Annotated in this window: 18 protein-coding genes; 12 read left to right on the top strand and 6 right to left on the bottom strand. The window is 40.5% G+C overall.

Translation table 11 applies throughout. The features are described 5' to 3' along the window. Window positions 1–577 precede the first annotated feature (577 nt). The 9 genes from EKM98_RS03530 (at window position 578) to accA (ending at window position 10,332) form a co-directional block, all read left to right on the top strand. Window positions 578–793, top strand: coding sequence for a hypothetical protein (locus tag EKM98_RS03530; RefSeq protein ID WP_125980584.1), 216 nt, complete (start codon window positions 578–580; stop codon window positions 791–793). A 220-nt stretch (window positions 794–1,013) separates the two neighbouring features. Next, window positions 1,014–2,393: a class II fumarate hydratase gene (locus tag EKM98_RS03525; protein ID WP_125980582.1), complete on the top strand. Its 1,380-nt coding sequence runs from the start codon at window positions 1,014–1,016 to the stop codon at window positions 2,391–2,393. Between the two features lie 309 nt (window positions 2,394–2,702). After that, window positions 2,703–4,127, top strand: coding sequence for an APC family permease (locus EKM98_RS03520; RefSeq protein ID WP_125980580.1), 1,425 nt, complete (start codon window positions 2,703–2,705; stop codon window positions 4,125–4,127). Window positions 4,128–4,398: 271 nt separating this feature from the next. Continuing rightward, entirely contained in the window at window positions 4,399–5,502 is a 1,104-nt protein-coding gene (locus tag EKM98_RS03515) for a lactate oxidase (protein ID WP_125980578.1), read from the top strand. A gap of 562 nt (window positions 5,503–6,064) precedes the next feature. After that, on the top strand, window positions 6,065–7,042 hold the full coding sequence (locus EKM98_RS03510) for a beta-ketoacyl-ACP synthase III (RefSeq protein ID WP_125980576.1): 978 nt from the start codon (window positions 6,065–6,067) through the stop codon (window positions 7,040–7,042). A 15-nt stretch (window positions 7,043–7,057) separates the two neighbouring features. Next, window positions 7,058–7,450: an acetyl-CoA carboxylase biotin carboxyl carrier protein gene (locus tag EKM98_RS03505; protein WP_125980575.1), complete on the top strand. Its 393-nt coding sequence runs from the start codon at window positions 7,058–7,060 to the stop codon at window positions 7,448–7,450. Further along, window positions 7,450–8,781, top strand: coding sequence for an acetyl-CoA carboxylase biotin carboxylase subunit (locus EKM98_RS03500; RefSeq protein ID WP_125980573.1), 1,332 nt, complete (start codon window positions 7,450–7,452; stop codon window positions 8,779–8,781). Before EKM98_RS03505 ends, EKM98_RS03500 begins: the two co-directional genes overlap by 1 nt. Beyond that, on the top strand, window positions 8,778–9,572 hold the full coding sequence (locus tag EKM98_RS03495) for an acetyl-CoA carboxylase carboxyltransferase subunit beta (protein ID WP_125980571.1): 795 nt from the start codon (window positions 8,778–8,780) through the stop codon (window positions 9,570–9,572). The genes EKM98_RS03500 and EKM98_RS03495 overlap by 4 nt, the downstream gene beginning before the upstream one ends. Next, entirely contained in the window at window positions 9,565–10,332 is a 768-nt protein-coding gene (gene accA, locus EKM98_RS03490) for a carboxyltransferase subunit alpha (protein WP_125980569.1), read from the top strand. The genes EKM98_RS03495 and accA overlap by 8 nt, the downstream gene beginning before the upstream one ends. 54 nt (window positions 10,333–10,386) lie before the next feature. On the opposite strand, the gene EKM98_RS03485 is transcribed toward accA, so the two are convergent. Continuing rightward, window positions 10,387–11,457: an LCP family glycopolymer transferase gene (locus EKM98_RS03485; protein ID WP_125980567.1), complete on the bottom strand. Its 1,071-nt coding sequence runs from the start codon at window positions 11,455–11,457 to the stop codon at window positions 10,387–10,389. Window positions 11,458–11,633: 176 nt separating this feature from the next. Beyond that, the gene (locus EKM98_RS03480) at window positions 11,634–11,951 is read right to left on the bottom strand and encodes a chromosome partitioning protein ParB (protein WP_404802936.1); all 318 of its coding nucleotides are present in this window, start codon (window positions 11,949–11,951) and stop codon (window positions 11,634–11,636) included. Between the two features lie 177 nt (window positions 11,952–12,128). On the opposite strand from EKM98_RS03480, the gene EKM98_RS03475 reads away from it, so the two are divergent. Then, window positions 12,129–13,070 (top strand): AEC family transporter, encoded by a 942-nt coding sequence (locus tag EKM98_RS03475; protein WP_125980565.1) that lies wholly within the window; start codon window positions 12,129–12,131, stop codon window positions 13,068–13,070. A gap of 208 nt (window positions 13,071–13,278) precedes the next feature. Here the strand turns inward: EKM98_RS03475 and thrB are convergent, their stop codons facing one another. After that, window positions 13,279–14,142: a homoserine kinase gene (gene thrB / locus EKM98_RS03470; RefSeq protein ID WP_125980564.1), complete on the bottom strand. Its 864-nt coding sequence runs from the start codon at window positions 14,140–14,142 to the stop codon at window positions 13,279–13,281. A 451-nt stretch (window positions 14,143–14,593) separates the two neighbouring features. Between thrB and EKM98_RS03465 the strand changes: the two genes are divergently transcribed. Next, complete coding sequence (locus EKM98_RS03465) at window positions 14,594–15,271, top strand: 2,3-bisphosphoglycerate-dependent phosphoglycerate mutase (RefSeq protein ID WP_125980562.1); 678 nt, start codon at window positions 14,594–14,596, stop codon at window positions 15,269–15,271. Between the two features lie 196 nt (window positions 15,272–15,467). Here EKM98_RS03465 and EKM98_RS03460 read toward each other — a convergent pair whose 3' ends face one another. The 3 genes from EKM98_RS03460 to EKM98_RS03450 form a co-directional block, all read right to left on the bottom strand. Then, window positions 15,468–17,552 carry a KUP/HAK/KT family potassium transporter gene (locus EKM98_RS03460; RefSeq protein WP_125980560.1) on the bottom strand — a complete coding sequence of 695 codons (2,085 nt, stop codon included), beginning with the start codon at window positions 17,550–17,552 and terminating at the stop codon, window positions 15,468–15,470. A gap of 412 nt (window positions 17,553–17,964) precedes the next feature. Then, window positions 17,965–19,302 (bottom strand): C1 family peptidase, encoded by a 1,338-nt coding sequence (locus tag EKM98_RS03455; protein WP_125980558.1) that lies wholly within the window; start codon window positions 19,300–19,302, stop codon window positions 17,965–17,967. Between the two features lie 108 nt (window positions 19,303–19,410). Further along, window positions 19,411–19,689, bottom strand: a complete 279-nt coding sequence (locus tag EKM98_RS03450; protein ID WP_125980556.1) for a GNAT family N-acetyltransferase — start codon at window positions 19,687–19,689, stop codon at window positions 19,411–19,413. Window positions 19,690–19,836: 147 nt separating this feature from the next. Here EKM98_RS03450 and EKM98_RS03445 point away from each other — a divergent pair, with 147 nt between their 5' ends. Further along, on the top strand, window positions 19,837–20,376 hold the full coding sequence (locus EKM98_RS03445; RefSeq protein WP_191983363.1) for a dCTP deaminase/dUTPase family protein: 540 nt from the start codon (window positions 19,837–19,839) through the stop codon (window positions 20,374–20,376). Window positions 20,377–20,551: the final 175 nt, after the last annotated feature.

Raw genomic sequence — 20,551 nt, 5'->3', positions numbered from 1 at the left:
AATATTGATCTACTGAACAGGAGGTTATGAACGTGTATGTGGAATTGAAACCCGAGTTGATAAGCAGTTGTTGGTTGTGTTTCTACCATTAAATAGTAGTTGAACGAACAATCGCAATTAATGTTAATAATTCGTGAATTGATTTCTAGGTTTGAAGCCTTACGTTCCTCCGAAGTGTACCCCAATTTGGGGTAAAACGGTTGAAACAATAAGAAAGACCTAGAATTCTGAAATTCATAAACGTTAATTTAACGGGTTTTTTGAACGCTATGTAAACTTATTAACCTACGAGTATTTAAAACCAGGCTTGAAGAAAGCTCGTAAAGCTTCACAGTTCTCAAAACGTTAATATTTTATCAGATCAACGTTTTAAAAGCATTCATCAATTTATTTGGTGGGTGTTTTTTTGTTTACAGTAGAAAGTTACCATTTTATAGCCGCAGAGCCGTACTTGCAATAAATGAAAAATGTTTTCTCAGAACTATTGCGGTCCAAAAATAAAAGTGCTAGAATCTTCTCATGTCGAAAAATAAATGGTTTCTGAACAAAAAGAAACTATAAATTGGGAGGGTCCGAAGTGTTCTTTAGTAAAGCGCAGGATTATGCAGTGGAGTGTCGGTATCAAAAGGCTGGGCAGGTAATTTCTGAACAGCGTATCTGTCATAATACGACAAAAAAAGAGGCTAGGGCCCAAACTTTCAATCAATTATGTGTTAATGGTCGTTACCGCCACGTTGCAGTTGATGATTTAATTGCTATTAAGGTAAAACCAATCATAAGTAAAGTAAACTAAGTTAATTTTGAAATTGACAAACAGTCGGTGATTGCTGACTGTTTTTTTATATACTCAAGTAGCAGTTGAAATTAGGTTAGGAGAAATAATGATTGCGTAAAAGAAAATCAAATTCCTTTTTTAATTAAGAATCGTGGAATTCACTTTAAAAAGCGGTTGGCGTTCGTTAAGATAGAAATATTGAAAATGGCTTATAATATAACGAAAAAGGGGAATTCTAATGGTTGATTATCGAATTGAAGAAGATACGATTGGTCCGGTTAAGATTCCAGTAACGGCATTGTGGGGGCCACAAACCGAGCGTAGCCGGCACAACTTTACAACTGGACCAAAGATGCCACTTACTATTATTCGCGCTCTGTTACAGATCAAACGGGCAGCAGCAACAGCTAATAGCGAGTTAGCACAGTTACCAGTGGCCAAGACACAATTAATTGTCGCGGCGATTGATCAGTTGCTTAACCTCGATGATGCTAAGTTACAGCAAGATTTTCCGTTGTCAGTTTATCAAACTGGTTCTGGTACTCAAACAAATATGAACGTTAATGAAGTTGTTGCGCACGTTGCCGCCAAGCTAAATTCAGAGTTGGAAATTTTACCGAATGATGATGTTAACCACGGGCAAAGTTCTAATGATGTTTTCCCGACGGCGATGAATATTACTGCAAGTATTGCGGTGAACGATTTAGAGAAATCAGTTACCCGTTTAATTACTGAATTGAAGCGAAAGCAAGCTAAATATTGGCAGGTTGTCAAAATTGGTCGTACGCACTTACAGGATGCAACACCAATCACTTTTGGCCAGGAAATTAGTGGCTGGGTCAGTATGCTAGAACACGACCAGGCCTTTTTAGAACAGTTAAAATCAACACTTTATGAACTGGCTATTGGTGGTACGGCTGTTGGAACGGGCCTAAATGCTGCACCGGGTTTTGCGGTTAAGGTTGCCGAAAAACTTAGTCACGTGTATGGATTACCATTTACGGCCAAAACCAACAAATTTTATGGTCTAGCCGCACATTCGGGATTAAACGTGGTTCACGGCGCTTTAAAAACGTTGGCTAGCGATTTACTTAAGATTGCTAATGACGTCCGCTTTTTGGCCAGTGGACCCCGTGCAGGCTATGGTGAACTGTCAATTCCGGCCAATGAACCTGGTTCGTCAATTATGCCCGGTAAAGTGAATCCGACTCAAGCCGAGGCGCTCACGATGGCAGTAACCCGAGTTTTAGGTAATGATGTTACAATTAGTCTCGCTGCCAGTCAGGGTAATTTTGAAATGAACGTTTACAAGCCAGTTTTAATTAGTACCTTTTTAGAATCAGCCGACTTGCTGCAGGGCACGATTCAAGGCTTTGCGGATAAATTAATTGCTGGCTTAGAAATTAGGTCAACACGGATGGCAGAGTTGGTTGATCGTTCGTTAATGACCGTTACAGCGTTATCTCCACACATTGGTTACCATAATAGTGCCAAGATTGCCCAGGCAGCAGAGAAGGCAGGAACAAGTTTGGAAGAGGCTGCACTAAAATCCGGGCTAGTTACCAAACAAGAGTTTGATGCGTGGGTTGATCCCTTAGCAATGACGAACTTAAACTGATTTAGGCCAATTTGTTTATTGAATGTTTATGAAAATGATTGAGCGGTACATTAGTTAATTACTAACGTAAAATACGTTAAATGAATAAATTATGATTTACTTTAAAATTAATGTTAGAAGATAATTATTGAGTCAATAGCCTGCTACTATGGGCTATTTTTGTTTATTAAGGGGTGTAAAACAGAATGAAAATTGACATCTGCTGTTAGCTGAATTAAAATTAAATGACTAATAAATGAAAGAACCCTAATGATTCGGTAAATGGTTATGTTAGTGGAAGTGAATCGGTGGGAGAGGGAGGTACTCGGGATGAAGTTTACCCGGCAGAATTTATTTGTAAAGAAACAGGTCGATTTAGAAAAGATTGCTAATTCAAAAGAAGGTCTGGAAAAAAATCTTTCTGCGTTTAGTTTGAGTATGATGGGAGTCGGTGCCATTGTTGGCGCCGGTATTTTTATTTTACCTGGTATTTTGGCTGCAAAATATACGGGGCCTGGCGTCATGTTTTCCTTCCTGTTAGCGGCAGTGGTTTGCTCGATGGCCGCGCTTTGTTATTCGGAATTCTCGTCGACAATTCCGTTGGCAGGTAGCGCCTACACGTATATTTATAGCGTATTCGGTGAGTTTATTGCTTGGATACTTGGTTGGGCGTTGATCTCAGAATATTTATTTGCCGTTTCGTCGGTAGCTGTGAGTTGGTCAGCCTACTTTCAAAATATTTTAGCGGGTTTTGGCTGGAAATTACCAGTGTTTCTGTCAGCAGCAATTGGAACATCAAGCGTTCACGGTGGCATCTTTAACTTACCGGCCTTCTTGATTGTTTTGGTAATCGCGCTTTTGTTAACGGGTGGGGTGTCCGAATCGACACGCGTTAATAATATAATGGTAATGATAAAGATAGGTGTGATTTTACTTTTTGTTGTGGTTGGCGCATTCTACATTAAGCCGTCAAACTGGCACCCATTTTTACCCTTCGGTATTAATGGCGTTATCTCTGGATCAGCGGTTGCTTTCTACGCTTATATCGGTTTTGATGCTGTATCAACGGCCTCTGAAGAAGTTAAAAATCCGCAACGGGATATGCCAATTGGAATTATTGCATCGCTGTTAATTACCACCGTTTTATATACGGTTTTGTCTACCGTCTTGACGGGGGTTGTTCATTACACACGCTTAAATGTTGATGACCCAGTTGCCTTTGCGTTAAACCTTATGCATCAAAATTGGGTAGCAGGTATCGTTTCGGTTGGTGCTGTAATTGGGATGACTACCGTTTTACTGGTTATGTCTTACGGCGGAACACGCTTACTGTTTGCAATTAGTCGTGATGGCTTGTTGCCAAAATCTTTACACAAATTGAACGCTAAAACGCATGTTCCGGTAGTAAATACCTGGATTTTTGGATTGATTGCGGCCGTTTTTGCCGCAATTATTCCGCTTGATAAAATTGCAGAATTAGTCAATATTGGGACACTTTTTGCTTTTGCAATGGTTTCAATTGGGGTCATTTTCTTACGCCGGGATAAAGTCTTAGGTCATGTTGAAAAATCGTTTAAGGTACCATTTTATCCGGTTTTACCGATTGTTTCCTTTTTAATGTGTCTTTATTTGATGACAAGATTACGCGCTTTTACTTGGATTGCTTTTATTATTTGGTTAGTAATTGGCTTAATCGTTTATTTCAGTTATAGCTATCATCACAGTATTGCCCGAGAGACACAATTCAAGGATTAACGACAAAAGGATTACTAGTTGGTCAGTTGACTAAGCTAGTAATCCTTTTTATTAGGCCTGATATTTGGCGTAGGGAGTATAGGTTGGCTTGATCAATTTTAATTAATGAATAAAATTAGGTAACTAATCCTAATAGAAATGAAATTATAATTGGTAGTAAATTAAGCGGCTTTTTTTGAAGGTAAGGCGCTTTGCTTGCTTATCTTTAGTAAGTTGAATATAATCTCTAATTGAAAGCGCATTCTTTGTTTGCAATAAGGAGGGATTATTTATGAGTAACACGTATAAACAGAGTACAAATGAACAAGCAATTGAAATTGTTAATTTAGATGAATTACAGGAAAGAGCAAAGGCTATTATTCCAGCGGGAGGTTTTGGTTATATTTCAAGTGGTTCTGAGGATGAATGGACATTAAGAGCCAACCGGGAGGCCTTTAACCATAAACTAATTGTGCCGCGCGCGCTGACAAATATGGAGAAACCGCTAATTGATACTAGCGTTTTTGGTATTTCATTAAAAACGCCGGTCATGATGGCACCAACTGCTGCCCAAGGATTGGCGCATGTCGAAGGTGAGGCCGATACGGCTCGAGGTGTTGCGGCGGTTGGTGGATTGATGGCGCAGAGTACCTATTCTTCAAGAACAATCACGGAAACGATGGCGGCTGGAAATGGTGCACCCCAGTTCTTTCAACTTTATATGAGTAAAGATTGGTCTTTTAATAATGCCTTGTTAGATCAGACTAAGGCAGCTGGGATTAAGGCTATTATTTTAACGGTTGACGCAACTGTTGGTGGTTACCGCGAGGCTGACGTGCGAAATAAGTTTTCTTTCCCAATTCCAATGGCCAATTTGGAAGATTTCAGTAAGGACAGCGGTGAAGGTAAAGGAATTTCTGAGATCTATGCCGCTGCGGCGCAAAAAATTAGTCCAAAAGATGTTGCCCGAATTACTGACTACACTGATTTACCCGTTATCGTTAAGGGAGTCCAATCACCAGAGGATGCCGAATTAGCGATTAATTCAGGTGCCGCAGGTATTTACGTTTCTAATCATGGTGGCCGCCAGTTAAATGGTGGGCCGGCCTCTTTTGATGTTTTGGCGTCAGTGGCACAGGTGGTTAACCATCGAGTTCCTGTTATCTTTGATAGTGGTATCCGACGTGGATCGCATGTATTTAAGGCTTTAGCCAGTGGGGCCGATTTAGTGGCCTTTGGTCGCCCGGCGATCTATGGTTTGGCCCTAGGTGGCGCCAAGGGTGTTCAATCAGTGTTTGAACACATCAACGACGAGCTAAAAATTGTAATGCAGTTGGCCGGTACACAGACAATTGCCGCAGTTAAACAAACAAAGCTATTAGATAATCATTTCTAGACTAGCGGAGTATAGCGCTTATATATAAAACGATTAGCCAGTTTTTGGAACGCCAAAATCTAGCTGGAACAAGTCGGACTGGGATCTAACTGAGTCTGTTCACGTGTCATTCAGTGGCCAAGCGGCATATGCATTATGTTTTAGTAGCGATATAATTCAATTTAGATATGAGCGCTACGATGCATTAGCAGCATTGAAAAAGTATTTTTATTGGCACCTTCGTAATTTAGTTTGAATAAACGTGGAACAAAACAAGTTGTGGTTTTAACTCTGGATTACTTGCCGATTGGTTGGTGTTTTCACCAACTTGGTGATTGAATGCAGGTTGGCTACAGTTATCTTTTATTTCACGTTTTTGCTTTGTGAGAAATGCTTAATAAAATGACAAGTTTCTCGCCAATTGCTTGTGAATATTCCGTTGCTTACTTATAATAGACTTATTTGAAAAGACGAAAGGAGCCTGTCCACTTAACTTTTTAGTAGTAAAGTGAAGGGTCATCCGGATTAAAAATAAAGTTTTGTGCAAGTAAATAGTCCTTAAAAATGAAAAGGAGCCGAAAACATGGCGAATTACGTGACAATAGATGAAACGGCACATTATGTTCCAGAAAAGATTGTAACCAATGATGAATTGGCCGCTTTAATGCCTACCAGTGACGCTTGGATTCAAAGTCATACGGGAATCAAAACGCGGCACATTGCACTGGAACAAAATACGTCAGATTTGGCTGCTAAAGTTGCCACAAAATTATTACAACAGTCCAAGTTAGTGGCTACCGATATTGATTTAATTATCGTTTCAACAATTACACCTGATTATTTAACGCCGGCAACTGCCTGTTTAGTGCAGGATAAGATTGGGGCAACTAATGCGGTTTGTTTTGATATTAGCGCGGCCTGTGCGGGTTTTATTTTTGCGGCCAGCACAGCAGAAAAGTTTTTACGTGGTGGCCAATTCAAACATGCCTTAGTGATTAGCGCTGAAACAAATTCAAAGATGATGGATTGGCAGGATCGTACGACAACTGTTTTCTTTGGCGATGGTGCTGGGGGAGCATTATTAACGCAAACAGCTGATGCTAGTAAGGAAAGTTTTTTAGCAGAACAGTTAGAAAACGATGGCCGGCAGCATGAGGTTATTGAAAGTGGTGCGGTTAAATCACTTTCAACAATTGATCCAACCCACCGGCCTGCGATTGAACCCTTTAAAATGCAAGGGCGAGCAGTTTTTGATTTTGCTACTACCGCCGTTCCCAAACAAATTCAACAGTTATTAACCCAGCAACACCTAACCGCCAATGATGTTGATTTCTTTGTCTGCCATCAAGCTAATTTACGGATTATTGAAGCAATCGCAACGAAGCTAGAGCAACCAATGACCAAATTTCCGGTTAATGTAACGGAGTACGGAAATACGTCCTCGGCCGGGGTTCCGATGGCCTTAGACCAAGCGTTGCAACACCAATTTACTGGTAAAATAATTGTTTTATCTGGTTTTGGTGGGGGTCTAGCTTACGGTAGCTTATTAATACGTCTTTAGAGGAGCGTGATTTCGGTGGAAATTAACGAGTTAAAGGAAGTTTTACGGGTTTTACGAGAAAGTGGCTTTAGCGAAGTTGATTTAAAAACTGAACAATTTCACTTGCGGGTTAAACAGGCAGGAACTACAGCTACTGCAGATGAGACACCAATTGAAAAAAAAGAAACTGGCACAACGGTGAAAAGTCCGATGGTTGGGATTATTCACTTGTTAGATGAGCAAAAGAATCCTTTAGTTGAAGTTGGCACAGAGGTTAAGGCCGGTGATGTCCTGGCCCAAATTGAAAGCATGAAGTTATTTAATGATATTAAAAGCCCAGTAACCGGGACTGTGACAGCAGTGAAGGTTAGCGACAATCAAGGGGTGGAATTTTCAACACCTCTGTTTATTATTCAAGGTGTTGCCTAATGTTTAAGCGTGTTTTGATTGCCAATCGTGGGGAAGTTGCACTACGGATCATCAGGGCCTGTCGCAAGTTAAAAATTGAAACGGTGGCAATTTATGCTAAGGTGGAAGAACATAGTCGCTTTGTTCAGGCGGCTGATTTTACTTATTGTGTTGGCCCTGATACTGCCCAATCAAGTTATTTAAACCGTGAGGGAATCCTAATGGCAGCTTTATTGAGTGGTGCTGATGCGATTCATCCTGGGTACGGTTTTTTAGCCGAGGATGCATTGTTTGCTGAAATGTGCGCTGAATGCGATTTAACGTTTATTGGACCTAAGCCCGCAATGATTCGATTGATGGCAGATAAGGCCGCGGCCAAAAATTATGCCAAGACTCAAGGTGTGCCTATCATTCCAGGTGCAAGCGCTATTACAAGCGTTGAGCAACTGAAACAAGCCGCTCAGGCAGTGGGCTATCCGGTTATGTTAAAGGCCAGTTTAGGTGGTGGTGGTAAAGGGATGCGTGTCATCTATAATGAGGTGCATTTGCAGCAAAAATACCACCTCATTCAGGAGGAAGCACAGCAAAACTTTTTAAATGATGCCATTTATTTAGAGAAGTATTTAACGGTGGCCCGTCATATTGAAGTACAAATCTTAAAGGATCATGTTGGCAATCTTCAGATTATTGGTGATCGGGAATGCAGCTTGCAACTTAATCACCAAAAAGTAGTAGAAGAAAGTCCCGCGACTATTTTGCAACCACAGCAACGTCAGCAATTATATGATTTAGCTAAACGATTATTGGCTAAATTGGATTATTGTGGTTTGGGAACTTTAGAATTCTTGTTCGCTAATCAGCAATTTTACTTTTTAGAAATGAATACACGTTTACAGGTCGAACATGGTGTGACCGAACTAACCTCCGGGATCGACTTAGTGACAACGCAAATTAAATTGGCGGCGGGACAAGTGGTTCACCCCGGAATCCTATCGTTTAACGGGCACGCCATTGAGGTTCGCCTCAATGCCCAGGCCGCTGCAAAGCAACATTTATTGGCAACTGGCAAGTTAACCCAATTGCGTTTTCCAGCAACAGGGCGAATTGATACTGGCTATCAAAAAGACGATATTATTCAACCTTACTACGATGCCTTATTGGCAAAATTAATCGTTAGCGATACAACACGAAAACGAGCAATTGCAAAAATGCAGCAAACTTTAAGGCAGACCCACGTGGCAGGAGTAGGAACAAATTTAGCAACTTTAAAGCAAATCCTGAATTCACCGGCATATAACGCCAATCAGATCGATATTCATTTTCTGGAACAAATGGAGGGGGCAGTTCAATGAGTCATTTACCCAAGTCCAACCTTTGGCAAACTTGTTCTGCCTGTAAACGTCACGTTCATCAAGGACAATGGGGTGAATTTAACATTTGTCCTTACTGTGGCCACTATCAACGCTTAAATGCCGATCAGCGCTTAGTGTTATTGACGGATACAAAAAGTTTTACAGCCTTACCCCCAGTTAATATTAAACAACAACGTCATTTCCCGGGTTATACTGTCAAATTACAAGAGGCCCAAGAAAAAACTGGTGAGACGGAAGCCTTTCTTGCGGGGACAGCGGCGATAAAACAGCAAAAAGTAGTTATTGGTGTAATGGATAGTCAATTTATGATGGGAACCCTTAATACCGTTGTTGGTGCGGGGATTCGTCAGGCAATCAGAACTGCTTTGAGCCAACGGTTGCCTTTGATCCTAGTTATCGCTTCTGGTGGTGCGCGAATGCAGGAAGGAATTTTATCGTTACTTCAAATGAACACTATTCTGGCCGAACTGACCAAACTAAATGAGGCTGGTATTTTGACCATTTCAGTTTTAACGGATCCAACAATGGGTGGTGTGACCGCTAGTTTTGCTCTGGAAAGTGATTTTGTATTCGCCGAACAGGGTGCGACAATTGGTTTTGCTGGCAAGCGGGTGATTCAGCAAACGAATTCGGCCGCATTACCGATTGATTTTCAAACGGCGGAGCGCCTTTATCGTCAAGGATTTTTGGATGCCGTTATTAAGCGTGAAAATTTACGGACCTACCTTGGCCGTTTATTAATGATTCAGGCAGGTGATTTAAATGAGTGATGCTTTAAAGGTGATTCGTAGTGCCGATAGAATTGGGACGCAACAAGTTATTGCGCAGTTAATAACGAATTTTTTTCCACTGCACGGTGATCGTGTCAGTGGCGATGATCCAGCACTGACGGTTGGCACGGGTTTATTTCATCAACGTGCGGTAGTTGTTGCAGGAGTGAATCGTGGGGCCACATTAGAAGAACGCCAGCGCTACCATTTTGGTGCCGTTGCGCCAGCGGGGTACCGTAAATTTATTCGCGGACTTGAATTAGCGGAAAAATTTAAGCGGCCCGTGATTACACTGATCAACATGCCGGGGGCCGATGCTAGTGTTGCAGCTGAAGATGATGGTCAAAACCTGGCCATTGCGGATGCTATTACTAAAATGAATGGTTTGCGGGTTCCCAATATTGCCGTTTTTCTTGGTGAAGGCGAAAGTGGGGGTGCACTAGCCTTAGCAACGTCCAACCGGCTAATTATGTTCACTAACAGTTTATATTCTGTTGCTTCACCAGAAGCGATTCAAACGATCTTAAAGGGCCATGTGGCTGCCAAGCAAACACTAGACCATATTTTACCGATGCAGGCCGCAGCACTTAAAAAATTAGGCCTAACTGACGTTGTTTTACCGGAAACGGGTGATTTAGTGCAAAGCTTAGATAACGCCTTACAACAACAATTAGCGCAACTAAGTAAGTTATCAACGGCGGAGTTAATTGAACAGCGCCAGAATAAATATTTAGAGTTAGTCGCACAGTTTGCAGAGTAGATTTGTAGAAATTAAGTACAAAAAAAAGACTGGAATTCCAGTCTTTTTTTACGCTTAATTTGTATAAGGATCAGCGTTATTTGAACCAGCATCATTAGCCTGACCTTGACTATTTTGTTGTGTTTCAAGATTACTAACTTTTTCCTTTGGTAAATTGAGTTGTGTGCGAATTAAAGAAGAAATACGATTTAGTTCTTTAGTTGTTGCAACTTGATAAGAACCGCCATCAATCGTAGCATTCTGACCTTGTAAGTGATCATCAACCATATTAGTAGCAGCGGACTTATAATTCTTTTGAATGGTTTGCATGTTCTTGAAAGTTAAATCAGTTTGAACATTATCACTCATTGATTGAAGAATAGCATCGAAATTCCACAATGTCTTAACGGAAACAGCGCTTTTAACGATAGATTCAATAACCTGACGTTGGCGCTTTTGTCGGCCGTAGTCGCCTTCAGGATCATCGTAACGCATCCGTGAATAGGCTAGTGCTTGCTTACCATTTAAGTGCTGGCTACCTTTTTTAAAGGAATTACCATCATATTTAAAAGCAAATGGTGCGTCAATTGTTACGCCGCCTACAGCGTTAACAATTCGTTGAATGCCACCCATATTGACGGTGACATAATAATCAATTGGAATATTTAATAGTTCTTGGGTTGTATTGATTGCCATTGCCGAGCCGCCGTAACTGTAAGCCGAATTAATTTTTTCTATGTAATTAGCACCCTTACCAACGATGTGTGCTTTAGTATCACGAGGAATACTGACCATCGTCAATTGCTTATTTTGTGGATTGACAGTTGCAACAATCATTGTATCAGAACGGCCATGGTAGGTCCGTCCAAGTGCACCAGTATCAGTTCCAAGTAACAAAATCGAAATTGGCTTCTTGGCGTCCAGAGTTGATTGCGGACTGCGTTGATGATTAGTTCCGCTTTCTTTCTTGTAGACTTTATTAGCAGTGTTCTGGACATCATGGTACATTTTGTATGCGTAGGCACCACCGCCGACTATTAGAACCAAGATGATGATCAAAAAGGTGTAGAGGACAGTGTGGCGTTTTTTTCGTCCATTATGGTGGTGATTGTGGTGCTGTGCGCGCCGTTTTGTTTGTTCTGACATAATTTTTCTCCTTTTGTAACTTTTCAATACCTGAAGTATACTACAAAAATTCACACAAAAGACTAATTTGCGGCCATTTTTAATAAATCACAAAAAAATAGTACTAAAAAGAGTCAGTGTACGAACTAATTTCTAAAAAAGCCCGTACATTGCCCCCGTCTAGCAAAATAACAATTTTAAAGTCCAATATTGCTTAAAGTGTTCACTGCATCGCGAAATTCATCCTGACGTTGGCTTCGTTTAGAAGCTGGTCCAGGCACTTCTGTCATGTCAATTCGAACAACGCAATTTCGTAACAGATTAACTAATGTTGTATCATTCATTTCAATATACAGATTATCAGCCGTCACTTTTTTACAGGCATCCTGCCAGACTGCAGTTTCATTGGCCTCCGAATAAATATTACGCTTGATAATTGATTTACCATCAATTGTGTGAAAGGTAATGTCAAAATATTTCCCCATAACTGGATCACCTACTTTAGTTTCTTCCATTATAACGCTTTCTTGTCGTTTATGTTAGTTGGAGCAAAACGAGCTCATATTCGAGGAGGATATCGTTTATTGCAGTACGGCACTACTTTTAAAATATTAGCATTTTTCTCATTGGTTTTTCATTTTTAGTCAAAAGTGCTAAACTGGAAACTATCTTATTAGTTAAGGCGTGATCAAATGGGCATTTTTATTCAAAGTGTTGAGGGTGTTTTTGTCATTCTTGGCATGATTATTGTTGGCTACTGTCTTGCACGTGCAGGGTGGTTTGATGAAAAAAGTAGTAAATTAATTGCTAGATTAGTGACGCAAATTGCTTTGCCGTGCTATATGCTTGATACGATCATGACGGATTTTACAACGAAGGAATTAAAGCAGATATTGCCGGACCTTAAATTTCCAGTTGTTTCAATGTTGATTTTATTTGGTATTTCGGTGGCGGTTGCAAGAGTGCTCCAGATTCGGAAGTCACGGCGCGGCTTGTTTGAATCCATGTTTTTCAATTCCAATACTGTTTTTATTGGTTTGCCAATCAATATGGCATTATTTGGATCAAAAAGTTTACCCTACGTTTTGGTCTATTACATGGCCAACACGACTTTCTTCTGGACTTTGGGCGTTTATCTGATTAAGCGTGATGGGGATAGTACTGAGAATTTTAATTTGTGGACAACCGTGAAGAAAGTTTTTTCACCCCCATTGCTTGGGTTTATGGTGGCCGTTATTTTAGTGATCTTACATATTAAATTACCAACATTTTTGATGTCCGATTTTAAGTATATTGGTGGTTTAACAATTCCGTTATCCATGTTTTTCATTGGGATTGCGATTGAAGGCGCTGGATTACGGCAAATGAAAATCTCCCGTTATAGTCTTGGAATTTTATTTGGGCGTTTCTTACTGGCACCAATTTTAATGAGTTTATTGGTTATACCATCAGGGATGCCGCTGCTGATGAAACAGGTCTTCATTTTACAGTCAGCAATGCCGGTTATGACCAACGCACCAGTAGTTGCAAAATTATATGGAGCAGATGCCGATTATGCCGCATTAATGGTCACTGAATCAACTATACTTAGTTTAGTGGTGATACCAATTTTAATGACACTTATAAAACAATGAGTTACTAAAAATGAGGTTCCATTTACAAGCTAGGCCGAGTCCGAAAATTACTTTTGTAAGTATTTTCGAACTAAGTTGGTCTAAATGTGCTTGTTAATGAAACCTCATTTTGATATTAATCAAAAATTTATTTGAATAAAGGTTTTTAAATATGTGTCTGTCGAATCAAATGACTAAAAGATTTTGTCAGTGTCCTTTACCCAGTAATTTAGAAAACTTGGGTGCCATCTTTATCAACCACTAGTGAGGTTAGCGAGGCATCAGGGCAGACAGAGGTCAATTCGGCTTTGATCTTTTCCGTTAAACTGTCGCGGCACATTACGATAATGGTTGGTCCAGCACCGGAAATAAAAGTACCGTACGCGCCTAAGACTTTGGCCTTTCGACGTATTTCTTTAAGGTGGGGAACAAAATTATCCCGGTAGCGTTCTTGTAAAAGATCGCGTTCCATCATTTCTCCTGCTAAATTTAGGTCACCATTTAAAATTGCGGCGATCATGACGTTGGCCACGGCGCTACCTTCAATTGCCTGGCGGTAAAGAACAGTATGCGGGAGAACTTCACGACTTTTAACCGCAGGTAGTTTTTTGTTTGGGACACAAAGGATAAAGTCTGATTCAGGAAAAAGATGGCGAACGGAATAAACCTGGTTGCCAGAGATCGCGGCCGTAACAAAATTACCACGAACGGCGGGGGCAACGTGATCAGGATGTTGTTCAATTTGCGTGGCGATTGTGATCTTTTCTTCTTGACTCAGCGTTAATTGGGCTAAACGGTTGGCCAACTCAATGCCAGCAACAACTGCCGCCGCGCTGCTCCCAAGCCCGCGTTCAATGGGAATATCCGAGGTTAAAATCAATTTATGTGGCTTAATATGTGGTGCAACGTGTAACGCCGTTTGCACCACAAGATTAGTAGCGTCGGTAGCAACTAGAGGCCCAAGATTATGTTGAACTTCCCACGAATCAGCACTGGCACCAACTTGTACACGTAAGTAAAGTGCTAACGCAAGACCACACGAATCAAGTCCGGGTCCAAGGTTGGAAGTCGTTGCGGGAACTTGAATTTTCATAATGTTCCTCCTTAATGAATAAACGCGAAGCAAGGCACCACGCCATTCAACTCAATAAATTAGAAATAGATTAAAGAACGATTTAAAAATAATTATAACGAATCTAGTAATTTTACGCTAGTCCCTGGCCAAGTTTTTTTGTTTATAAAAGTGTTAATTTTTAGAAAAATTCGGTACTATAGGGTTAGTTTATCAGAAATTCGGTCGAGCTCATCTGTGCTTAGGCCCAGGATTGACTATACGGTGCTAGCAATCAATGATTAATTAATTTGAAGTTAAATACATGGCAAAGTAATGGCAGACGATCAATAACGAGAAGTAAGTTGTGCTATTTAGGTCGTGTGGTTATACTGATATTTGGTAAAATGGTGTTGCGTGATATTTTTTGACACGGTTAAAACAATACTAAGTAAAATAGGTTCAAGACACATTTTAAAAGAAGGGGAAATAAATGGTCAAATTGATGTTATTACGTCACGGTGAAAGTACGGCCAATCGCGAAAATGTTTATACTGGTTGGTCGGACGTTCCGTTAACGGCGCAAGGAATCAAAGAAGCTCATCAGGCTGGCCAGCTTATTCGCCAAACTGGTTTAAGTTTTTCGGCAGTACACACCTCTTACCTGAAACGCGCCATTATAACCGCTAACATTGTTATGGACGAGTTAGATCAGAGCTATTTGCCGATCTATAAAACCTGGCGTTTAAACGAGCGCCATTATGGGGCACTTCGGGGCCAAAATAAGGATGCAACGCGCCAGGAATATGGAATTGAGCAGGTTGCTAAGTGGCGACGAAGTTACACAACGGTGCCACCAAAATTAAAGCAGCCAGATTTTGAACGACGTTACACACGCTTAGGGTATGATTTTGAGCCACGAGCAGAGAGCTTACAGATGGCCTTGCAACGATTAGTTCCTTACTGGCTTGATCAAATTGGCCCACGGTTAATTGATCATAAAAACCAATTAATCGTCGCTCATGGGAGTACCTTGCGGGCGTTGATTAAGTACTTAGAAAATATTTCTGATCAGGGGATTGATGGTGTTGAAGTTGCTAATGGACAACCCATTTTATACACGTTACGTTCAGACCTTAGCATTCAAGATAAACAAATTTTGACTTCCTAGGGTGGGCTTTGTTTTAACTAAAGGGGTCAAATGTGATCACACTAAATTAGTCAGCACTAATAAAAGCAAATTTTTGCGTACTTTCCTGGTCTAACCGCATGTGGCTACATACGCGGCACTAAAATGGTTGTAAAAAAATAAAGGCAACAACAAAATTTATTTTTGTTGTTGCCCTTATTTTTTACTTCAAACACGTTTAGGATTGATCTTCATCCTCTAATTCGTTTTCTTCATCTGTATCTGATTTTGGTATTTTATCTAAGCGGGTTAAACGGTGTAATTTATGGAAATAGGGTTTACCTAAAACCAAAGGAACGTGCTCCACCAATGAATCAGCGTACTCTAAACCAAACCAAGTCGTTGGCGTAATCGTAATTTTCTGGAGAAACAGGCGTAGTTGAATGATGACTTTTTCCCAGCCGTTAATCTGTGTCTCTGGCGAAAGATTTTCTTGAATTAATACAAAGGAGAAGTCACCAACTTTGCGGTCAGGGATTGTTGTGTAACGCTGTGGCTGTCGTGGTAGCTGGCCACTCTTCATCATATCCGCAATAATTTGGCGGAGAAAGACATTGACACGTTGTTCCATACGGAAGCCCAAATATAGTTGTACGTTCACCATATAGTCCGTATCAAACATTTCGGTCGTGTAAGAAGCGGTGTACGGTTCGTCAGTAACGTTAACGGTCACGAACCAATAGACTTCGGCACGTTTTGGTCGTTTATCCAAAATTGAATATAAAATATCTTTTTTGATTCGATATTTGTCTTTGACCCGGGTCATGTAGACTAAGTTTGTTGTAAATAATGGATAATCAGCATCATTTTTTAAATCGTTAAGTTGATTTTTATAAGCTAGCAGTGAAACGTCCTCAGTATGGTAAGATTTATTATTTTTAATGTAATCACCATATTGCCAAATAAACATGATCGCCAAAATGACAAAAGCAATGAAAGCAGTAACGTAGCCACCATGGAGGAATTTAGCAGCACTAGAAATGAAGAAGATTAGTTCAATTGAGCCAAAGAAAAGAACCATTAACCAGGCCAAAACAGGTTTGGCATTTTTACTGCGTAGGTACTGGTAAAGCAGTAACGTCGTCATTAACATTGTCACCGTAATTGCCAAACCATAAGCGGCTTCCATTGCGGAGGAAGTGCGGAAGAACATGACAATTGCCAAACAGGCCAACCATAAAATTAGGTTGACTGACGGAATGTAAAGCTGTCCTTTTAAATTAGTAGGGTAGACAATGTGCAAACGTGGCAAGAGTTTTAATTTGATGGCTTCAGAAACCAAAGTAAATGATCCAGAAATTAAGGCCTGAGATGCAATAATAGCAGCTAAAGTTGCCATTATTATTCCGAACAGCCGTAACCACTGAGGCATAATTTCAAAAAAAGGATTAAAATCGGTAACGTGATTATAAGCAGTTGTGTGTGCGTGCTGAATAATCCAAACTGCCTGGCCAAAATAATTTAAAATTAAGCAGATTTTAACGTAAGGCCAAGTGCCGTAAATATTTGCCCGGCCAACGTGACCTAAATCAGAGTACAGAGCTTCAGCACCAGTTGTAGCCAGAAAAACACTACCGAGAATTAGCAATCCAAGCTTATTTTCTGGACTAAAGAGTAATTTAATTGCGTAATAGGGGTTGAGTGCCCGTAAAATGCTAAGGTCTTGGCTGATATAACTAAGACCGAGTACACCAATAAAGGTAAACCAAATAAGCATGATTGGTCCAAATGCTCTACCAATGACCTCAGTACCGAAACGTTGAATAAAGAATAAGAAAGTGAGAATTACCATGGTCCACAAAATAACGTGGCCTTGTGTCACAATGGGAATGTGATTAGCAATTTTCATTCCCTTCAGGCCCTCAATTGCGGTGGTAACCGTCACTGCAGGCGTCAACATACCATCGGCCAATAATGCAGCGCCGCCTACCATAGCGGGGATAACTAACCAACGGGCCCGCCGGCGAACTAGTGTGTAAAGGGCGAAAATACCACCTTCACCGTTATTGTCAGCGCGCAAAGCAATTCCAACGTATTTAATGGTTGTTAATAAAGTAATTGTCCAGAAAATGAGTGAAACGCTACCGACGATAAAGTTATAGGAGACGTGGTCCATGCCACCGTTACCGTTAATGATTGATTTCATAACGTAAAGTGGCGAGGTTCCGATATCACCGTAAACAACGCCCAACGTTATTACTAAACCAGCGGCGGATAACTTATGTCGTGGTTGTTGTTTTGTTTTTTGTTCTAGGGAATTCATCTTAAGTAACCTACCTTTATTCAAAGATTCGTCATCAATACATTATAGCTGTTCAATTTAAGATTGCCATCCTTAAGCAGTATTTTCTAAATAAAAATAAGGGTAGTTGGTAAGAGATATTCGTTGGTTTTGACTAACCTAGTTTGGACCAAAAAAATAGTAAGTGGCTAGGACAGAAAGTCCTAGCCACTTACTATTTCCGATCATTACTTTAGAACGTACGCCAAAAGTTCGGATTCGCGTGCCTAACTACAGCCAGTTCATAACTGCACTATGGTTATGAACTGGCCTAGGTGACGCAGTAAACCCAAAACTGACTTTTGTCTCGCTCCCTCTGGTGTGCTTTTTGAACACTCTTTAGTCAAGCACTCAAAGGTGGGGCGCGTCTTATGTCACACACCCATAAAATTAATTAACGGCTGGCTAGTGCACCCATTGGATCCCATGGTTCCAACACTTTTGGATCTTCTGTGGTAACCTTTTGTAACTCAGTTGGTAAATACTTTTTGTTAATCACAATTTGATAAACATATTCATCAAACCAAGCATCACTCATAACAAAATAGCCTTTTTCGCCAACTTTATCGCCCCATGAGTTTTCGACTTTCCATTTGGTTGGCTGATCATCAACCAAATCAACGCCAGTAATTACCATGGCGTGCGTCATTAAGCTTTCACCGTAATCTAATCGTTCGGCCTTTGTCATACCAAAGTCAACGTCAAAAAGTTCATCTGCTTTATAGATCTCGGGATCCATAATGCCAACCTTACGATCAGAGGATTGGCCAACGTCGCTGCCGAACCAAACACTTTCGCCGGCTTGTAGTTGCTTAACTGCCAATTGCTTGAAAGTTGCAATATCCAAGTTTAAATGCTGAACGCGTCGGCCACCAACAACGTTACCCAACATTTCAATCGTGTACATGTGATTATATGGTTTGTCATCGGTCGGTGCGTTAATAATCGATTGATAGTCATCCAAGTTCCAACCAACGTATTTTTTGAAGAATGTTTGCGGCGTCAAATCGCGATCTAGGTGATAAGCTTTAGCATCGTCGCGGTATTCAAAATCAAATTTAACGGGTGGTTCACCTAAAGCGTAAACTAAAATCCGGTAATCTTCATTTAACATTTGATTACGAGCGGTATTAATATCGATTTCACTGGCATTAGTGGCCACCATTTGGCGCAAAGTAACGGCGTCTTTACGGAGCTTAAGGTTAAGCGTGCTGTTAAGTTCTGAAGAACGCGAACTGTTATAAGTTTCTGGCATCACGGATTTTGGCACAATACCATATTTTGCAATTAAGGCCGTCAACATGTCCCACTGACCGCCATCCTGTTGTGGTGTTGCCATCAAAAAGGCAACTTTACGGCTACTGGTTGGTTCTGTTGCGGTATTAAGAACATTTTCGTAAAAATAATTTGATTTTTCAAACTTATCCCAAAAATTTGTGTAATTTTGCGATAATTCGAAATCTTTAAGGTTGAACTGATCGGCTAACGAACGGCGCATTGTATTTAACGCCGCAAACATCCAGCAACGACCACTTTGTTTTTGATCCGCCACTTTTTCGGCCGTTAAATCAACTGAAAAAGTTTGGGTCATTGCAACCTTTGCGTCAGTATTCTCACTTGCAGCAAGGATACCATTATTCATAACAGCTCGTTTTAAAGAAGCTGCTTGGGGGTGCTTTTGTAAATCTTCTTGATATTGTTTGAGTATCTCTGGTGTAATCTCCCGACTCAATTTAGTCACTCTCCTTAATCCATTTTAAATCTAAATAACAGATTCAAAATACGTTAGAATGCCATTATTCTAGTACAATTAAGGCTAATAGTAAACTTCGAATACTTTCTATTTGGCGAGTAGTCCCTGGTATTCTGGTTTGCGTTCGAAGAAGGATTTAGCGTAAGAACAGATTGGCATAATTTTAACGTTACTGGCTTGTGCACGCTGGATGACGGCCTTAACTAATTGACTGGCGATTCCTTGTCCGCGGTGATCATCGCGGACAAAGGTATGATCAATTGCGTAGACCGTCCCATCGTGTAATTCTTGAAAAGTAATTTCAGCAATTAAACGACCGGCATCATCATTTTTGAAGTAACGTCCAGGTTCGTATTGAAATTCCATTGTAGTCAGCCTCACTTTCTGTTTCTAACTTCAGTTTAAAAGATTCGCGAGTTAAAGGCAAGAAAGGGTTTACATAAATTGGTGATCAGAGAACTAAAAAAACATGCTATGATAGAACAAGTTTTTAAAATTAAGGGAGCGATTAAAGTGGAAAAACGTGGATTTGGAATTGTAGAACGGTACCAAGGACAAGAGCTAACTTTACCTAAACGATCAACTAAACAGGCAGCGGGCTATGATTTTGCTGCAGCAGAAGATTTTACTTTACCAAGTATTTGGAAAAATAGCTTTGTGAAATTGTTTTGGCAACTCAAGCAGGGAACGCCGTTAAAGGATGAAGATTACATGCAGGCAACTAAAGTTTTAAAACCCCGCTTGGTCCCCACGGGCATTAAGGCCTATATGCAAGAGGACGAAGTTTTAATCTTGGCCAACCGTTCAAGTAATCCGCTAAAACGCGGTCTGATTTTACCCAATGGCGTTGGCGTGATTGACGCTGATTACTACAATAATGATCAAAACGAAGGCGAGATCTTCTTCCAGTTGATTAATTTAGGGGTACGTGATTTAGTGATAAAAAAAGGTGAACGAATTGGTCAAGGAATTTTCATGCCTTACCTTAAAAGTGATCAAGATGATGGCGGTGCCGGAGAACGGCTAGGTGGTTTTGGCTCATCAGGACGCTAAAGTAGCAGGCAAAACTCAGTCTTGCGCCGTATTAAGCCTGTTTAATTTATGGTAAACTAAGGTGTATTTGAAAATTATTTTTATGCGTAATTTTGTGACTGTTCTAGTACAAAAATGGCCGGCAAAGCGTTGCTACTTGGATTTGATCGTATCATTAAAGTCAGTTATCGGTTGT

It is taken from the genome of Loigolactobacillus iwatensis (assembly GCF_003950295.1).
Classification (GTDB): Bacteria; Bacillota; Bacilli; order Lactobacillales; family Lactobacillaceae; genus Loigolactobacillus; species Loigolactobacillus iwatensis.
Note: the sequence above shows the minus strand (reverse complement) of the source record. Positions and strands in the feature narration are given on the sequence as shown.

Bases quoted from the DNA above. Each gene is read 5' to 3' on its own strand.
- thrB (WP_125980564.1), bottom strand. From the start codon at position 14,142: ATGAAAATTCAAGTTCCCGCAACGACTTCCAACCTTGGACCCGGACTT.
- EKM98_RS03520 (WP_125980580.1), top strand. From the start codon at position 2,703: ATGAAGTTTACCCGGCAGAATTTATTTGTAAAGAAACAGGTCGATTTA.
- EKM98_RS03475 (WP_125980565.1), top strand. From the start codon at position 12,129: ATGGGCATTTTTATTCAAAGTGTTGAGGGTGTTTTTGTCATTCTTGGC.
- EKM98_RS03510 (WP_125980576.1), top strand. From the start codon at position 6,065: ATGGCGAATTACGTGACAATAGATGAAACGGCACATTATGTTCCAGAA.
- EKM98_RS03465 (WP_125980562.1), top strand. From the start codon at position 14,594: ATGGTCAAATTGATGTTATTACGTCACGGTGAAAGTACGGCCAATCGC.
- EKM98_RS03515 (WP_125980578.1), top strand. From the start codon at position 4,399: ATGAGTAACACGTATAAACAGAGTACAAATGAACAAGCAATTGAAATT.
- EKM98_RS03485 (WP_125980567.1), bottom strand. From the start codon at position 11,457: ATGTCAGAACAAACAAAACGGCGCGCACAGCACCACAATCACCACCAT.
- EKM98_RS03500 (WP_125980573.1), top strand. From the start codon at position 7,450: ATGTTTAAGCGTGTTTTGATTGCCAATCGTGGGGAAGTTGCACTACGG.
- EKM98_RS03525 (WP_125980582.1), top strand. From the start codon at position 1,014: ATGGTTGATTATCGAATTGAAGAAGATACGATTGGTCCGGTTAAGATT.
- accA (WP_125980569.1), top strand. From the start codon at position 9,565: ATGAGTGATGCTTTAAAGGTGATTCGTAGTGCCGATAGAATTGGGACG.
- EKM98_RS03495 (WP_125980571.1), top strand. From the start codon at position 8,778: ATGAGTCATTTACCCAAGTCCAACCTTTGGCAAACTTGTTCTGCCTGT.
- EKM98_RS03450 (WP_125980556.1), bottom strand. From the start codon at position 19,689: ATGGAATTTCAATACGAACCTGGACGTTACTTCAAAAATGATGATGCC.
- EKM98_RS03480 (WP_404802936.1), bottom strand. From the start codon at position 11,951: ATGGAAGAAACTAAAGTAGGTGATCCAGTTATGGGGAAATATTTTGAC.
- EKM98_RS03460 (WP_125980560.1), bottom strand. From the start codon at position 17,552: ATGAATTCCCTAGAACAAAAAACAAAACAACAACCACGACATAAGTTA.